This window comes from Bacteroides parvus (genome assembly GCF_017309675.2).
Lineage (GTDB): Bacteria > Bacteroidota > Bacteroidia > Bacteroidales > Bacteroidaceae > Bacteroides > Bacteroides uniformis.
In genome coordinates, this window is sequence record NZ_CP084680.1 from 666,470 (window position 1) to 683,671 (window position 17,202).

The 17,202-nt window shown below is 48.5% G+C and carries 18 protein-coding genes; 8 read left to right on the forward strand and 10 right to left on the reverse strand.

All coding sequences use genetic code 11. The features are described 5' to 3' along the window. The 5 genes from JXR92_RS02625 (at position 1) to JXR92_RS02645 (ending at position 7,700) form a co-directional block, all read left to right on the forward strand. Positions 1 to 1,521 (forward strand): RagB/SusD family nutrient uptake outer membrane protein, encoded by a 1,521-nt coding sequence (locus JXR92_RS02625; protein ID WP_117600195.1) that lies wholly within the window; start codon positions 1 to 3, stop codon positions 1,519 to 1,521. A gap of 130 nt (positions 1,522 to 1,651) precedes the next feature. Next, complete coding sequence (locus tag JXR92_RS02630) at positions 1,652 to 1,930, forward strand: LysO family transporter (protein WP_117600194.1); 279 nt, start codon at positions 1,652 to 1,654, stop codon at positions 1,928 to 1,930. Continuing rightward, a complete protein-coding gene (locus JXR92_RS02635) occupies positions 1,927 to 2,529 on the forward strand; it encodes a LysO family transporter (RefSeq protein WP_005830487.1) in 603 nt (200 codons plus the stop codon). The genes JXR92_RS02630 and JXR92_RS02635 overlap by 4 nt, the downstream gene beginning before the upstream one ends. A gap of 78 nt (positions 2,530 to 2,607) precedes the next feature. After that, positions 2,608 to 5,751 (forward strand): beta-galactosidase, LacZ type, encoded by a 3,144-nt coding sequence (lacZ, locus tag JXR92_RS02640; protein WP_138344669.1) that lies wholly within the window; start codon positions 2,608 to 2,610, stop codon positions 5,749 to 5,751. Positions 5,752 to 5,771: 20 nt separating this feature from the next. After that, positions 5,772 to 7,700 (forward strand): MGH1-like glycoside hydrolase domain-containing protein, encoded by a 1,929-nt coding sequence (locus tag JXR92_RS02645; RefSeq protein ID WP_138344670.1) that lies wholly within the window; start codon positions 5,772 to 5,774, stop codon positions 7,698 to 7,700. 150 nt (positions 7,701 to 7,850) lie between these two features. On the opposite strand, the gene buk is transcribed toward JXR92_RS02645, so the two are convergent. After that, positions 7,851 to 8,912, reverse strand: coding sequence for a butyrate kinase (buk, locus tag JXR92_RS02650; protein ID WP_117600191.1), 1,062 nt, complete (start codon positions 8,910 to 8,912; stop codon positions 7,851 to 7,853). 44 nt (positions 8,913 to 8,956) lie between these two features. Beyond that, positions 8,957 to 9,877 (reverse strand): phosphate acyltransferase, encoded by a 921-nt coding sequence (locus JXR92_RS02655; protein WP_117600190.1) that lies wholly within the window; start codon positions 9,875 to 9,877, stop codon positions 8,957 to 8,959. Between the two features lie 226 nt (positions 9,878 to 10,103). On the opposite strand from JXR92_RS02655, the gene JXR92_RS02660 reads away from it, so the two are divergent. Genes JXR92_RS02660 through JXR92_RS02670 form a run of 3 tightly spaced genes read left to right on the forward strand, consistent with a single transcriptional unit; the run spans position 10,104 to position 12,520 of the window. Beyond that, entirely contained in the window at positions 10,104 to 11,042 is a 939-nt protein-coding gene (locus JXR92_RS02660; protein WP_138344671.1) for a S66 peptidase family protein, read from the forward strand. Further along, positions 11,039 to 12,052: a M20 family metallopeptidase gene (locus JXR92_RS02665; protein WP_138344672.1), complete on the forward strand. Its 1,014-nt coding sequence runs from the start codon at positions 11,039 to 11,041 to the stop codon at positions 12,050 to 12,052. Before JXR92_RS02660 ends, JXR92_RS02665 begins: the two co-directional genes overlap by 4 nt. Positions 12,053 to 12,097: 45 nt before the next feature. Then, on the forward strand, positions 12,098 to 12,520 hold the full coding sequence (locus tag JXR92_RS02670) for a SufE family protein (protein WP_034523308.1): 423 nt from the start codon (positions 12,098 to 12,100) through the stop codon (positions 12,518 to 12,520). A gap of 240 nt (positions 12,521 to 12,760) precedes the next feature. Here JXR92_RS02670 and JXR92_RS02675 read toward each other — a convergent pair whose 3' ends face one another. The 8 genes from JXR92_RS02675 to JXR92_RS02710 all read right to left on the reverse strand — a co-directional run bounded on the left by JXR92_RS02675 (position 12,761) and on the right by JXR92_RS02710 (position 17,124). Further along, a complete protein-coding gene (locus JXR92_RS02675) occupies positions 12,761 to 12,964 on the reverse strand; it encodes a helix-turn-helix domain-containing protein (protein WP_005830522.1) in 204 nt (67 codons plus the stop codon). Positions 12,965 to 12,982: 18 nt separating this feature from the next. Further along, positions 12,983 to 13,201: a hypothetical protein gene (locus JXR92_RS02680; RefSeq protein ID WP_005830523.1), complete on the reverse strand. Its 219-nt coding sequence runs from the start codon at positions 13,199 to 13,201 to the stop codon at positions 12,983 to 12,985. A gap of 20 nt (positions 13,202 to 13,221) precedes the next feature. After that, on the reverse strand, positions 13,222 to 13,695 hold the full coding sequence (locus JXR92_RS02685) for a DUF2975 domain-containing protein (RefSeq protein ID WP_022402156.1): 474 nt from the start codon (positions 13,693 to 13,695) through the stop codon (positions 13,222 to 13,224). A gap of 17 nt (positions 13,696 to 13,712) precedes the next feature. Then, positions 13,713 to 14,354, reverse strand: a complete 642-nt coding sequence (locus JXR92_RS02690; protein ID WP_005830526.1) for a DUF2975 domain-containing protein — start codon at positions 14,352 to 14,354, stop codon at positions 13,713 to 13,715. Between the two features lie 15 nt (positions 14,355 to 14,369). Then, positions 14,370 to 14,975, reverse strand: a complete 606-nt coding sequence (locus JXR92_RS02695) for a DUF2975 domain-containing protein (protein WP_005830530.1) — start codon at positions 14,973 to 14,975, stop codon at positions 14,370 to 14,372. A gap of 23 nt (positions 14,976 to 14,998) precedes the next feature. After that, the gene (locus tag JXR92_RS02700; protein WP_005830532.1) at positions 14,999 to 15,667 is read right to left on the reverse strand and encodes a DUF2975 domain-containing protein; all 669 of its coding nucleotides are present in this window, start codon (positions 15,665 to 15,667) and stop codon (positions 14,999 to 15,001) included. Then, positions 15,664 to 16,458, reverse strand: a complete 795-nt coding sequence (locus JXR92_RS02705) for a CPBP family intramembrane glutamic endopeptidase (protein ID WP_206897504.1) — start codon at positions 16,456 to 16,458, stop codon at positions 15,664 to 15,666. Before JXR92_RS02705 ends, JXR92_RS02700 begins: the two co-directional genes overlap by 4 nt. Before the next feature lie 180 nt (positions 16,459 to 16,638). After that, the gene (locus JXR92_RS02710) at positions 16,639 to 17,124 is read right to left on the reverse strand and encodes a DUF3836 domain-containing protein (RefSeq protein ID WP_005834518.1); all 486 of its coding nucleotides are present in this window, start codon (positions 17,122 to 17,124) and stop codon (positions 16,639 to 16,641) included. Between the last annotated feature and the right edge of the window lie 78 nt (positions 17,125 to 17,202).

Here is a 17,202-nt window from a genome sequence, read left to right on the forward strand (position 1 = left end):
ATGAAAAAAATTATATATATAGCCTCTTTCTTATGCGCCGCCTTACTGGCAGGATGCGATGATTTCCTGACGACAGAGTCTCCCGACTTTTCTACAGACAAATACTGGAGAGATAAAGCCGATGTAGAGGCAGGTCTATCAGCGGTATATGGCCAGCTGGATAACCGCACCGGCTCTTACACGGTTGCAGAAGTCAAGTTTGTTGTGGAAACCTTCCGTAGCGATGAGATGGTAAAAGGCCAGGACGTCAACAACTATCCGGAATGGGCTGCATTGTACGGATTCACCTACAACAATGAGAACTCCAGCATCAAAGAATACTGGATGAACAATTACAATGGCATCAACTACGCCAACAACGTATTATACGGTATTGACAAAGTACAGACCAGCGGTGAGAAGATGAGTGCCGATGACGAGAACCATCTTACGGGCGAAGCTCTGTTCCTGCGTGCCTACTATCATTTCAAACTGATTATGAGCTGGGAGAAAATCATTATCCGCAATGAATATCTGACCGGAGAATCCCAGACTCACAAAGCATTGTCTACCAGAACGGAAGCATGGGACTTTATCTGTACTGAACTGGACAAAGCAGGCAGCATGCTGCCACAAGACCGCCCTTCTTCCGAAGCGGGACGTGTAACCAAAGGAGCAGCCTACTCTTACCTGGGATGGGCTTACTTAACCCGTGCTTATGAAGAAAGTGACAAAAAGGCCGAATACCTGGGGCTGGCAGAAGCCGCTTTCAACAAAGTGACCGGCTACGAACTGGAGTCCGACTACGGAAGCATGTTCGACGGCACCAACAAGAATTGCAAAGAGTCCATTCTGGAACTTCAGTTTACCAACAGTACGGCCGACGGTACTTTCCACAAGCACGTACTCCACTTCTGGGTAGCTCCGGGCAGCATGTCCGGTTGGGACGAAATCCGTGTCAGCGACATGATGTACAACGAATTCCTGAAAGAAGGACGCATTGCCGAAGGTAACATGTACGATGCCCGTGCCTATGGTTCCATGATGTTTGATGATCCGTATTACTATGAAGGCGGGCACATTCTGGGGTACAATTACGATGACATCTATGATGAGAATTCTGCCACCCGATATAATTACCGTAAATACATGCCTTCAACTTGGAGCGACTATGCACAAAACTACGTAGGTACCAACATGCCATTGATGCGTTATGCCAATGTACTGCTGATGAAGGCTGAAATCTACAATGAACAAGGCCATCCAGAAAAAGCCATTCCATTGATTAACGAAGTACGTAGCGTGCACGGCAAACTGCCTGCCATGACCGGAAGTGACCAAGCTGCTGTTAAAGCACAGATTGAACATGAACGTCTGGTGGAATTCACACTGGAAAACTCACGCTTCTATGACCTCCGTCGTTGGGGCAAACTGGACGAAGCCATGAAGGCTGACGGCAGAACCGGATTCAGTGCATCTACCCATTCCTTCCTGCCCATTCCTCTGATGGAGATTCAGACCAACAATAAAATAAACGAATAATCCTTTTCCCAAATAGTATATCAAGGCGGCATTCGCCCCCGGCAATGCCGCCTTGTTTGCTTTGAAAGCTTTATCTTTGCACCTGCAAAAATAGACCATACTATCTTTGCCACTAAAAAACGACATAGATATGTTTACAATCATCGGACTAATGCTCACGGGAATGCTGCTGGGCTATCTCTTACGGAAACGGGACTTAAAGAAAATCCACCAAATCATCACCCTGCTCATCTGGTTGCTGCTGTTTATCCTCGGCATCGAGGTCGGAAGCAACGAGCAAATCATCAAGGGACTCCATACCATAGGCCTTGAAGCTGTGATACTCACCCTGGGAGGAACCTTGGGAAGCGTCATCGCCGCCTGGGCATTGTGGAGAGCCTTGTATAACAAGAAAGGAGGAAGGGCATGAAAGGAAGTCTTATCATAGTGGGCTTTTTCGTACTGGGTACGATTTGCGGCGTATGCCATCTGTTGCCCTTTGATATTGCAGAAACCAACATCAGCTACTACGCGCTTTGTGCGCTGATGTTCAGTGTAGGGCTGAGCGTGGGTAACGACCCGCAAACCCTGAAGAATTTCCGTTCACTCAATCCGCGACTGGTATTCCTGCCCATCATGACGATACTGGGAACGCTAGCAGGCTCCGCAGCCGTCAGCCTGATTCTGACACACCGTTCTATAACGGACTGTCTGGCCGTAGGTTCCGGATTCGGCTATTACTCGCTCTCCAGTATCTTCATTACCGAATACAAGGGAGCCGAGCTGGGCACCATCGCCCTGCTTGCCAATATCAGCCGGGAGATTCTGACACTGCTAGCCGCTCCGTTGCTGGTACGATGGTTCGGAAACCTTGCTCCCATCTCTGCCGGAGGAGCCACGACGATGGACACCACACTGCCCATCATCACACGGACAGCCGGACAGCAGTTTGTAGTAGTTTCCATTTTCCATGGATTTGTAGTAGACTTCAGCGTCCCATTCTTAGTGACATTGTTTTGTTCTATTTAGCTGAAAATGGAAAGGTGAAAGGTGAAAATTTTCCGTTTCCCATTTTCCATTTTCAACTTCCAATTAATCATTAATAATATGAAGACCAAACTTTATACCTTTCTTCTCTCTTCGCTGCTTTGCACCGGTGCCCTGGCAGACAATGAGCCGTGGCAAAACCCGCAAGTCAACGAAATGAACAGAGAACCGATGCACGCCCACTTCACTCCGTTTACGAATGAAGCCAACGCATTGAAACAACGTACCTTGCCCGCCGACGTACGGTTCGACGTTAATTCTGCAACGGAACGCCGTATCACTCTGGACGGCACCTGGAAATTTCTTTTTTCAAAGAACAATGACCTCTGCCCCAAAGACTTTCACAAGCCCGGATTCAGTACCCGCAAGTGGAGTAAAATTGAAGTTCCGGGAAGCTGGGAACTGCAAGGCTTCGATGCACCTATCTATACAGATACCCGTTATCCGTTCCCGCCCAATCCGCCCTACGTGCCTACCGACTACAATCCCGTAGGTGCTTATATCCGCGAGTTCACCGTCCCGGCTAGCTGGGAAGGCATGGACATCTTTCTTGATTTCGAAGGGGTGGAGTCTGCCTACTATGTATGGGTAAACGGCGAATTGGCAGGATATGCAGAAGACAGCCGCCTACCGTCGCACTTCAACATTACCCACCTGCTGAAGAAGGGCAACAATAAACTGGCAGTAAAAGTATTCCGTTATAGCGACGGTTCCTACCTGGAAGGCCAGGACTACTGGAAATACAGCGGCATCGAACGGAGTGTTTATCTCTACGCCCGCCCCCAGAGCCGCGTCAAGGACTTCCGGATGACAGCGGAACTGATAAACAACTACAAGGATGGCGAACTAAAGCTGGACGTATTCCTCCATCGGCCTAAAGCCGGAGAAACGGTGGAAGTCAAGGTAATGGACAAGGACAAGGTTATCTATGACCGGAAAAAGTCCATAACCTCTGCCACAGACACTTTGTTTACCCAGCAGCAAGTGTTCCCGAATGCACGAGCCTGGAATGCCGAAACACCGAACACCTACACGCTGGTAGTCAGCACCTTTGATGCACAAGGAAAACCGCAGGAATCCTTTACGCACCTTTTCGGCTTCCGTACCGTGGAAATGATGAACGGCATGCAGATGATTAACGGCCAGGCCGTCCTCTTCAAGGGGGTGAACCGTCACGAGCACGACCCGCACAAGGGACGTACCATCACCGTAGCTTCCATGATACACGACATCCAGCTGATGAAGCAGTTCAACCTGAACGGTGTACGCAACTGCCACTACCCGAACAACTATGCGTGGTACGAGCTTTGCACGGAATTCGGACTCTATATGGTAGACGAAGCCAACATCGAGAGCCATGGCATGATGTTCCACAAAGATGAGACCCTTGCCAACTACCCCGCCTGGGAGGTGCCTTTCATGCAGCGGATGAGTCGTATGATTGCGCGCGACCGCAACTACTCTGCCATCGTGACTTGGTCCATGGGCAACGAGTCGGGCTACGGCAAGCACTTCGAAACTCTGTATGACTATACCAAGAAGATAGATCCTACCCGTCCCATACAATACGAAGGGGGTGGCTACAACTCCAAGAGCGACATCTATTGCCCCATGTACGCACGCATCTGGAGGTTGCGCCAACACGTGAACCAACGTGATGCCCGCCCCATGATTCTTTGCGAATATGCCCATGCCATGGGTAACAGCGTAGGTAACTTCCAGGACTACTGGGACTTGATTTACAAGTACGACCAGCTGCAAGGCGGTTTCATTTGGGACTGGGTGGACCAGACGTTTGCCATCAAGGACGAGAACCAGCACGACATCTGGGCTTTTGGCGGCGACATGGGATTTGTAGGCGTCGTCAACGACTCCAACTTCTGTGCCAACGGCTTGATTGCTGCCGACCGCACCCCGCACCCACACATCTACGAAGTGAAGAAGGTATTGCAATACATCCATTTCGAACCGCTCGCCTTCACCCCGAACAAGATAAAGGTCACCAACTGGCACGATTTCATCGGATTGGAAGGATATACCCTCCGCTGGGCAGTAGAATGCGACGGCAAGACCGTTCAGAACGGTGAGATGGATTTCCCCAAGATTACTCCCAGAAACTCTGCCAACATAGAATTGCCACTGAAAGCGCTGCCTGCCGACGGCAAAGAGTATTTCCTCACACTGCGTGCATTCACCAAGCACGAAGCGCCATTAGTACCGAAAGGACACGAGGTTGCCATCGAACAATGGGAACTGCCTTCCGTCCCGTCAGCCAAAACCGTTCAGCCGGTGGAGGGAACGTTGACCGTAAACCGCAACAACGAAGCATTGACCGTGAAAGGCAATAACTTCCAGGTAGCTTTCTCTACCCGAAACGGTGAAATGACAGAGCTGAACTACAACGGAAAGAATCTGATTAAGGAAGGGCTGCAACCCAACTTCTGGCGCCCGTTGACTGACAATGACATTCCAAACAGACATCTGATACGCTGCGGCACTTGGAAAAACGCTGGACGCGATGCCAAACTACAGCATATCGAAGTTGCGGAAGCCGGACAAACGGCTACTGTCACTGCGACCTACCGCATGGAAGAACTAGATGCTGATTTGCAGACTCTCTACAAAATCACTCCCGACGGCAAGGTTCAAGTAACCATGCACTTCACCCCCGGCAAGAAGCCATTGAGTGAAATGCCGCGCCTGGGCATGCGCATGATACTCCCTGCCGAATATGAAATGATGACCTGGCTGGGCCGTGGTCCGCAAGAGACGTATGCCGACCGCAAGACGGGAGCATTGATAGGCCTCTACAACGCCACGGTGTGGGAACAATTCCATCCGTATGTACGTGCCCAAGAGACGGCCAATCATTGTGACGTACGCTGGGTGGCCCTACGTAATGCAACCGGCGAAGGCCTGCTGGTAGTGGGCGAGGAACCGTTGAGCGTAAGCGCCTGGAACTTCCCGATGGAGGACATTGAATACCGTCCCTCGCAGATGGAGCGCCGCCACGGTGGAAGCATCCAGAAGAAAGATATGGTATGGCTCAACATCGACCACAAGCAGATGGGCGTAGGCGGTGACAATACTTGGGGAGCACAAGTGCATCCCGAGTACACCATCACTCCACACGAATGGAAATACAGCTTCACACTCGCTCCCCTCGCACCGGAGGACGATGCGGCGGAACAAGCGCACAAATAACCGTTAAATACCTCATTCATATGAAATACAAATTTATACGCATACTCTGCTTCACATTGTTGGCCGCAGGCATCGCATCCTGCACCCCCGGCATGAAAAGCACTACGGAGAAGCGGTATACCTTCGCCGACATACTGGACATCTCCTATACTCCCGACACCCTGCACCGCTGCTACGGTTGGTTCACCGACGCCGGCTCGTGGATGGGCTTCACGCTGCCCGAACGGCAACAATGGGTCAACGGCTTCTGCGGCCCCTTCAGCCTCGATATGTTCCGCCGCCAGTGGATGGCACAGTCAGCCGCCGTCGTAAGCTTTGCCAAAGATACACAAGAGATTTTTGTTCCGGATTCCACTTGCTATTACCCCGGCGAGCTCTATATGTCGGCACATTCCACCCACGGGAGCATCACGCAACGGCTCAACTTCACAAGTGCCTCGACCGCCTTGCTGCGCATCGAAGCCGACACGGCTGAAGACCTGCTGTTCTCCGGTAGCCAATGGGGCAAAGACATCACCGTCAGCGTAGAACAGAACTCCGTCATCGCCCGTCATCCCAGTGGCGAAACCGTAACCGTGACCTTTACTCCTAATGTAGAGCTGGCCAAGACTGACAATAACTATACAGCCCTCGTCCGCTCTCCGCGCTACCCCGTCAACGTAGCCATCTCTTTCTTCACTTCCGAAAAAGAGATGACTGCCGGCCTGCAAAACCTGCCGGGCTTGCTCAATAATCCCACCCCCGCCCTGCAAGCCAATGCCGAACGTTGGGAAGGTTACCTCACCAAGATACTGCGCAAGGACATGAAGCCCGAATACGACCGCATCGCCGTGAAAGCCGTCACCACGCTCATCTCCAATTGGCGGACACACCGCGGCGGATTGCTTCACGAAGGCATCATCCCGAGCCATGCCGTAGGTTATTTCGTCGGCTTCTGGGCATGGGACAGTTGGCGCTTCAGTGCCGGAACCGCCAAGTTCGACCCCGAACTGGCCAAGAACAACATCCGCGCCATGTTCGACTACCAGCAACCGGACGGCATGATTATCGACTGTATCTATACCGACCCCTCCGAGAACAATGCCCGTGACAGCAAACCTCCCTTGGTATGCTGGGCTGTCGACGAAATCTTCACCCATACGGGTGACACCGCCTTCGTTGCCGAAATGTACCCTCAACTGCTCTCCTATTATAAATGGTGGTACGAAAAACGCGACCACAACCGCAATGGCATGTGCGAATACGGTGCTACCGACGGAACACTGGAAGCTGCCGCCTGGGAAAGCGGTATGGACAACGCCATCCGTTTTGACGGCGCCGTGATGCTGAAAAACGAAGGCTACGAGGATGCCTGGAGTATGGATCAGGAGAGTGTGGACTTGAACGCTTATCTGGCACTGGAATGCAAACTGCTGAAGAAGTTCTCCAGCCTGCTGAAGATACCTTTCGACGCACCGGACTACAGTAGCCAGGTAGCCGACTATTTCTTTGACAAGAACATCAACTTCTTCTGCGACCGCCGTCTGAAGGACGGTTCATTCATCGAAGAGCCGGGCTGCGAAGCCTACACTCCGTTGTGGACCCGAATTGCCACACAGGCGCAAGTGGACAGCATGCTGCCCATACTTCAAGATACGGCAAAGTTCTCCACGTATATCCCCTTCCCTACCATTGCCGCCGACAATCCCAAATACAATCCGCGCGGCTACTGGCGTGGCCCCATCTGGCTGGACCAAACCTACTTTGCCATCCGCGGACTGCGCAACTACGGCTACAACCAGCTGGCAGATGAATATACGCTGCAAGTCTTCGACCGCCTAAGCGGGCTGAAAGAGGGTGCTCCCATCCACGAGAACTACGGAACCCATACCGGCGGACGCCTGAAAGCTCCCCATTTCAGCTGGAGCTCCTCACATCTGTTGATGATGTACGACGATTACGGTAAATAAACCGAGTCTCTATATAACGGAACGGTTTGTTTCCATACAGCAAGACACTTTGTTTCAAAAGAAAGAAACAAAGTGTCTTGCTGTATGGAAACAAACTATTTTGTACGTTGAGACAAAGTGTTCCGCTAAAGAGCACAAAAAATATGCTTATTACCGATAAACCTGCACCGGAAGCTCTCCACGCAAAGCTCCCAGCGCATTCAGTACCAATGCTTCCAATTCGTCTTCTCCGGGATAGACGTGAACAGGAGCAAGGAAAGACACGCGCTCCTGCAATCGTGAAGTGATGTACTCGGAATGTGCCATACCTCCCGTAAGCAGAATGGCGTCCACCTTACCATAAAGCACAACAGCAGCGGCGCCCACACACTTGGCTATCTGATAAATCATTGCATTCAGCACCAGTTCCGCGTGCTTGTCCCCCTCCTCTATCCGCTTTACGATGGCAGGAACATCTGTCGTACCCAAATGTGCCGTCAAACCGGCACGACCGGAAATACGCTTCTTCAGTTCCTCTTTGGTAAAACGACCGGAGCTGCAAACATCTATCAGCTGCCCGGCAGGCAAGGTCCCGGCACGTTCCGGCGAGAAAGGACCTTCACCGTCCAGTGCATTGTTCACGTCGACGGCACGCCCCTTGCAGTGTGTCCCCACAGAAATGCCGCCACCCAGATGGCAGATAACCAGGTTCAAGTTTTCGTATCGGGTGTTGTGCTCGGCAGCATATCTCCGGGCGATGGCACGCTGGTTCAGGGCATGCCAAATGGTGATACGTGGCATCAAAGGCGAACCCGTAATGCGGGCTATTTCATCTAACTCATCCACTACACCGGGATCTGCAATAAAAGCCTGGCAACCGGGAAGCAGAGCTGCCAGTTCGGAAGCAATCAGGCATCCCAAGTTACATGCATGGCTGCGCATCGCATGGGCAATATCATCCAACATGGCGTCATTCACTACATAAACACCACCCGGAATGGGTTTCAATAATCCTCCACGCCCCACGATAGCGTCAAATTCAAAAGGGATTCCATTGTTGTCCAAAGCTTCCAGTACCAACTTCTTGCGGAATTCGAACTGGTCGATGATACGGGGAAATTGGGAAAGTTCCTCCACCGAATGCCGGATGTTGAGTACCAGACGGGGAGTTTCATCCTCATAGACAGCAATTTTTGTCGAGGTGGAACCGGGATTTACTGCCAGTATTTTCATTGATTACGATTTACAAATTACGAACTACAAACTACTAATTACAATTAAGACTCTTTCACCCCGCTGGTCAGGCAAGCCATGGCAATGCTGTAATATTTGGACAAACCAGAATCGCTACGCGACGGTAATACCACCGGACATGAGGGTCCTTGCAGCAACCCGGCCATATCGGCATGAGAAAACAGAGATACAGCCTTATAAAAAGCATTTCCCGATTCGATGTTTGGGAATATCAACACATCCGCCTCCCCGTCAATCGGTGATACAATGCCTTTGATGTTACCGCTCGTCTTCTCACAAGAGGTCTTCACATCTAGCGGACCGTCGATGATGACATTGCCGAACTCTCCGGCTTCCGCCAGTTCCACAATATTCACATAGTCCAAAGAATGGGGGAATTTGGCGCTGACCTTCTCCGTGCAATGAATCAGCGCGATACGTGGCTGCTCTATCCCGAAATGGCGGCAAGTATGAATGGCATACCAAATCATTTCAATGCGCTGTTGAAGCGTCGGGCGGGGAATGACCGCAGCATCGGAGAAAAAGAGCAGTTTATCGTAAGTAGGTATCTGCATCACGGCCAGATGGGTCAGAATCTTTCCTTTAGGCAACAAACCATGCTCCTTGTCCAGAATGGCACGTAGCAAATTGTCGGTATTGATGATGCCTTTCATCAGGATATCTGCTCCACCCTCGCGTACGATACGCACCGCCTCACGTGCAGCCTCATCAGAATCTTCTATATGCAAGGTACTGACATATTGAGGATATTTCTTCAAGGTGGGATATTTTTCCAATATGGCAGAATCGCCAATCATCAGAAATTCCGCAATCCCCTCCTCCAAGGCACGGGATATGGCATATTCTGTATTAGGGTCATTGGCACAGACTACCGCAATACGTTTCCTCTTATTCAAGGTTTTCAGGTGGGCTGTTAACTGGGCAAAGTTCCGTATTGGTTCCATAACGTTAGATTTTTAGCAAATATCTAAAAAAATGTCGAGAAATGCAGCATTTATCCCGTTGAAATTTTATATGTTTAATATCATTTTGATATATTCACTACAGATGACACGAATTTGCACAGAACACATTCCCCTCTCCTCGCTCTCTTCTGTTAAAAATCCGTGTTAATCTGTGATATCTGTGGTGAATTGTGTACTTTTGCCCAAAATAGATTGATAATATAGTATGGGTAGTCTTATTTTCCCTCCGTATCTGCAGGAAGGTGACCGTGTCATTGTTCTCTCCCCTTCCAGCAAGATTGACAAATCTTTCCTGAAAGGCGCCTACAAACGTTTGAAGTCCTGGGGGCTGGAAGTCGTATTCGCAAAGCATGCGGGAAGTTCCAACGGAACGTATGCAGGAAGTATCCGGCAACGCCTTGAGGACCTGCAGGAAGCCATGAACGATGAAGAAGCCAAAGTCATATTCTGTAGCCGGGGCGGTTACGGAGCCGTGCATCTGATAGGCAAACTGGATTTTACCAAGTTCAGGCAGCATCCCAAATGGCTCATCGGATTCAGTGACATCACCGCCCTCCATAATCTGTTCCAGCAGAATGGCTTCGCGTCGTTGCACGCCCCCATGGCGCGCCATCTCACAGTAGAACCGGAAGACGACTTCTGCACACAAGCACTGAAGGATGTACTGTTCGGGCAGGCATTGGGAGGAACGGAAGCATTCAGTTATGTCTGCCCGGGGCACAAACTAAATCATAAAGGAAAGGGAAAAGGCGTGTTGCGCGGTGGCAATTTGTCAGTGTTCTACGGGCTGCGCGGCACTCCGTACGACATTCCCGCCGAAGGCACCATTCTCTTCATCGAAGATGTGGGAGAACGCCCGCATGCGGTGGAACGCATGATGTACAATCTCAAACTGGGCGGTGTCCTCGACAAGCTTTCCGGCCTCATCATCGGACAATTCACCGAATACGAAGAGAACAAGTCCCTGGGAAAAGACCTATATGGTGCATTGGCCGATTTGGTGAAGGAATACGATTATCCGATATGTTTCGATTTTCCCGTCGGACATGTCAGCATGAACGTACCGTTGATAAACGGTGCTGCGGTAACATTGGAAGTTGGAAAGAAAGAAGTGAAACTAAGTTTTAATACAGAAAGAGAATGAAACGGAATTATACATTCATCCCGTTGCTGCTGTTGCTGATTGTAGCGATAGTGGCATGCAGCAACAACAGCAGCAAGTCTGCAGCCGATAATGACAGTGAGGGCGATGCGACCAAAGCGACTGTCCAAGTACCCCAGTTCAGTGCAGACAGTGCATACCAATACATACAGACCCAAGCGGATTTTGGTCCGCGCGTGCCCAACACCGCCGCCCACAAAGCCTGCGGAGAATTCCTTGCCAAGAAGCTGGAGGAATTCGGCGCCAAGGTATACAACCAGCATGCCGACCTGGTGGCTTACGACAACACCATCCTGAAAGCGCGCAACGTTATCGGCGCCTATAATCCGGAAAGTAAAAGGCGTGTACTGCTCTGTGCCCATTGGGACAGTCGTCCTTATGCCGACCAGGATGCCGACAAGACGAAGCATCACAGCCCCATCCTGGGTGTGAATGATGGAGCCAGCGGTGTAGGCGTATTGCTCGAAGTGGCCCGCCAACTGCAACAGCAGGCTCCAGCCATCGGCATCGACATCATCTTCTTTGACGCTGAAGACTATGGCATCCCCTACTTCTATCAAGGTACATACAAGAACGACACTTGGTGCCTGGGCTCGCAATATTGGGGACGAGTACCCCATGTAGACGGCTATAATGCCCGCTACGGCATCCTGCTCGACATGGTAGGTGGAAAGAACGCCACCTTCTACAAGGAACAGTTCTCTCAAAGAACCGCCGGTAAGTACGTGAACAAGATATGGAACACAGCCCACCGCCTGGGCTTCGGCAACTTCTTCCCCAAAGAAAAAGGCACCGAAGTGACAGACGACCATATGTATGTATACAACCTGCGGCAGATTCCCTGCGTAGACATCATCAACTATGACCCGAACTGCGACACCGGCTTCGGTGACTTCTGGCACACGATAGACGACACCATGGACATCATCGACAAGGGCACTCTCAACGCAGTGGGACAGACCTTGCTCGAAATCATCTACAATGAGAAATAGACCATCAAATAGTAAATCGTAAATAGTAAAATAGTAAATCCCATGATAAGTATCAACGAAGTACAAGATGAAGTAATTGCCGAATTCAATGATTTCGACGATTGGATGGACCGGTACCAACTTCTTATTGATTTAGGAAACGAGCAGGAACCGCTCGACGAAAAATACAAGACGGAACAAAACCTGATTGAAGGTTGCCAGAGCCGCGTATGGCTGCAGGCAGACGAAGTGGACGGAAAAATTATTTTCCAGGCCGAAAGCGACGCACTGATTGTGAAAGGAATCATTTCACTGCTTATCAAAGTACTCTCCGGGCACACACCGGATGAGATACTGAACGCCGACCTCTATTTCATTGATAAAATAGGACTGAAGGAACACTTGTCGCCCACCCGTAGCAACGGACTGCTGTCTATGGTAAAGCAGATGCGAATGTATGCGCTGGCCTTCAAAGCGAAAGGCATCTAAAGGTTACGACCGACAATATATAAGCTAATAATCAGCAGATTATATTTACCGGATGTTTACCCTATAATGTAAAAGCCGTTACTCCAGAATGTAACGGCTTTTACATTATGAAGTAACGACGTTTACCATAGTATGTAAAGGCGTTTACCGTAGTATGTAAAGGTGTTTACTGTAGTACATAAACGGAGTTTCTTAAGGCGGTAAGCATTTCAACCTCTACTTGCGCCTTCTTCTCCCTATTTATCCCTCCTTAAACTCCAGTATATCCCCCGGCTGGCAATCAAGTTCCTTACAGATTGCTTCCAGTGTAGAGAAACGGATGGCCTTAGCCTTTCCGGTTTTGAGAATAGAGAGATTGGCAGGCGTAATATCAATCTTCTCCGCCAGTTCGCCCAAAGATATCTTTCTTCGGGCCATCATTATGTCAAGGTTTACTATAATCATATAATTGTGTTCTATTTATCAATTATTCTTTTCCCACTCACACCACCAGTCAGTGTACCGTTTCGTCAACCGGTAATAACCATATATGCACAGATACATCCACGGCATTACAATATAGACTTTCCACTTCCCGTCAAAGGCCGGAAACAAGAGGAGAAAATAGACAATACTTGCCAACAATAAAACCGCCACAAGTCCGACAACGAAATACAGACCATATTTCACACTTTTCTTCATATCGCGCTCTTCACTTTTATTTAAATCGTCAACTCTTGTTCCTCACGCATACGAACTCCCATCTTAAAAAGATAGCCCATAAAGATGATGAAAACTCCCAATAACACGAATATCCGATAAGAAGTATCAGTCGGTACTCCTTCGGGAGTAAACCAGGAGAGAGTTACCTGAAAAAGCCCATTCAATGCTATCAGCACCCCAATGGTTTGTATCAAAGATGAATTCTGATAAACAAACACTTCCTCTTTCTTCACATTGCGGAGAATGAGAAAAATACACAAGCCACATATTGTCATCACCAGCATTGTTACTGATTCGGGTAATATGTGCCAGATAAAATTAGCAGTATCATCCTTTCCCAACTCATAGCACAATGTCAGATTACGAACAATGCCGCCACCAATACATAGTCCACAGAAATAAAACAGCACATTCATAATAAGCGCTATCCGTCTCTTTGGTTCCTTTGGTTCCTTTTGTTTCATAAGTGTCATAATCCCTCCTCTCACTTTTAAATAGTCAAGTCCTGTTCTTCCTTTATCTTCACCCCGGCGGCAAATATCTCGGTGAAAAGAATTATAATAACCAGGGATGTGAAATCCGTATCATGCGATGCAACCACTTCATAGCCCAGCAGAGCCACTTGCTTCACTGCTTCAAGATGATTCAGCCAATCGTGCAAAGTCATCAAGCCGTACAATGCAGCAAACGAATAAGTAAAGAAACGCAACCGGGCTACATTATCCGAAGTAAACACTTCCCGCTTTGAGATGGATACCAGCAAACGTATCAGACAATAGATTCCTACAAAGAAAGGAATGATGGCAAACATGGCAAAGAAGTTCACTATGGAACTCCAGACAGTGGGGACAATCACAGTGCCTATTCTCTTTACCTGATAAGGTACTGACTTATCGGCAAAACGATTCGTCAAGGAATCGACTGCTGTCGTTTCCAAAGGTCTTACATCCACATATACCTTATCAAATAAACCGGAATACTCCGGCTGTGGAGTTCCCGAATGCACATTTACACTATTGTAACCCTCAAGAAAACTATTCTTCATATCCACCCAGCCCGCTATCATCGCATAGGTAAACTCTGCAACAATGACCAATATAGCCAGGATACCCAATATACTTATCTTTTTCATAATCCTCCCCCCACATTAAACCGTTAAATCCTGCTCTTCCTTTATCTTCACGCCGATGGCGAATATCTCGGTGAACAATGCCAACAGCATATAATTGAACCAAGCATACTTGAAAGAATAAGGCAACACCTCGTATCCCTCCAGCCGCACTTGAGAAGCCAAGTCATGATAGATGCCCCATTGCTGCAACTCGAATAAAAGACTCACCGAAATCAGCGCATAGACAAAGATGCGCATCCGACGCACATTCTTGTGCACAAACACCTCGCCTTTCGTGGCAGTAAGCACCAGCCGCGCCACACTATAGAACCCGTAAAGCGCAAACAGTCCCGCAGGAAACAGCAAGAACGATACCCACCGCCACTTCGTACTACGGAAACCTTGCACCGATACCTCACTTGTATTGCAATACATGGGCGTATCCTGTGCCGCACTAATCAAAGTATCGGCAGGCAGCGTATCATCTGCCCGCACCAAAAGTGACACGGAGGGTAAGGCATGAAAATCCTTCTGGTCGCCCGCCTCATTCCAGCCGTCCATAAATCCACTAAACATATCCGTTACAACACTACCAATAAACACTACCAAAGCCAGGAAGGCGCATACTCTGATTTTATTCATATCTCTGTCCGTTCTTCTTATTATTAAATCGTCAAATCCTGCTCTTCCTTCATTTTCAATCCAATGGCAAACACTTCACCTACAATCAGCGAACAAAGCCCAAGTACCAGCGTGGTAGTGCTCACCAATTCTGAGAGGCTCAGCTCGTAACCATGCAGCGAGAATACGGTATCGATACCTATAAAATCAAGATATGATGACGCAAAGGTACAGCAGAAGCTGACAACCAGTGCCATTCCCAATCGACGCAGCCGACGTACATTCCGCCAGTTGAAGATGTCGGACTTGTTGATAGAGATTATCAAGCGGATAAACAATACTACCGCCCAAAGGGAAAAGCCCAAATGCAGATATATCAGCAAATATTTTGCCACCACTTTCCCGACAGAATCATGAGAATCTACGCTGACCATCAACGAAGAGTAGGCTGCAGGCACATAACTCCTGCTTTTCTCATTGTAGACGGAATCCCTGAAGAAATCAAACGACTCCATGGAAGAAGGTATCAGGTTGACAACCTTCAGGTTCATCAGTTCCTTGTAGGCAGCAATGTCACTCCCTTTCTTTCCCAGCTCCAGTCCGGTCTGCGCCCCCATCTTGGCTCCCAGAAAGATATAGTACCCCTGCTCCAATACCGAGTAACTCAGTACAAGCATTACCACCAGGCAGAGAATGTTCAATCTTCTTTTCATAATTCAGTTGTTGTTGTATTAGTATCAGATATATTATATTTATTCAGTTGTTTCAAGGAGAGTAGAAGCAACAATATGAAAACCACTGCCCAAACCAGTACATACGGGTTACTCAGCAGATGTGTCACATCCTCCATTTCAGGATGTTTCAGGCTCAGATAGACAGACAAGCCGTTATTCATGATATGTATCAGAATACATGCCATAAGACTCCGTGTCTTATAATAAAGCCAGGCAAGCAAGAAACCGATGAGGCAAGCACCTATTATCTGAACCGGATTCAGATGAAAGATACCAAATATCAACCCGGAAAACAAGATAGCCTTTGCCGGGCTATATCTGCGAAGCAGCTCCTTGGTAATGGCACCACGGAAAAGCAGTTCTTCCAGTACGGGTCCCAAAACAGAAATACAGAGAATACCCAGCCAACCGGATTGCAGTATATCAAATGTCTGGTCCAACAAATTGGGCAAAAAAGTAAGTTCGGACATCAGAAGACCTATTATACATATGGAAGTCATTCCGGCAAGCAGGCTCCATGCCAGATAAAGGACTGACACCGGAGAATACAGATGCTTGTCTCCCGTCAGGTAGTTCTTGCGCCACAAGTACAGTCCCATGAAAACAAAGCCCAGCAGCATGGTAGGCGCCACAGCAATCTGACCAGCCTTGTCCATGTCGAAAGTTCCATAAGCGAAATACGTATACAGCAGACAGAAAGGTCCTGCAAACAGTGCTCCTACAATCTGCATCAAAAAGTAAATCAATACTAGTTTTATTGCCGTTTTCATTGTTCTATTCGTCTAAAAGTTCGCAAAGATACACATTTTCTCTGTCAATCCGTCAAGCTGTGGCAACAAGTCCCATCAGCAGCACCATCACTGTAGAAAGTGACAATACCAATAGTGTAATACTCATGAATGCTCTTCTCATAACCTAAACCCCTCCCTCATTTCTATATTGTTCTTCATTTATTTTACTGCCAGGAGCAATACGTCTTCCTCCGCAGTGGCATGTTCCACCAACAGATTCCAGTCGTTGTCCTTCTTACTCCATTTGTAACTCAAGTAGTTGATGTCATCTCCCGCCTGCAGATAAACAGCTTTTTCCTTCACATCGGAGTAGGCATTCGTCTTGTTGTCCCACAAGGCATATTCCACATCCGTACCGGCTTCCGTATAATTGTAGTTCAAGCAATAGAAGCGTTCAAACGCCTGCTCAATCTCGTTCCATCTCAACGCCTCCTTCTGTATCGTACGCCCTTGGGCATCATAGGTGAAATTGTATTTCAAATGGTTCTGCAGAAACTTACCGTTCTCTACTTTATATACAATTTGGGACTCCACCTGATTTCCGTTCATCACTTCATTATAGGCAAAGTTTTCCTGGATATTACCACCAAAAGCATTTATCACTACTGTCACTACAAAAATTGTTGTCATTACTAAAGTTTTCATACCGTTATTGTTTTATTAGTTCTTTATTTTGTTTTTCGATAATCATTTATCGTTTTTCGATATGCAAATAAAAGGCCT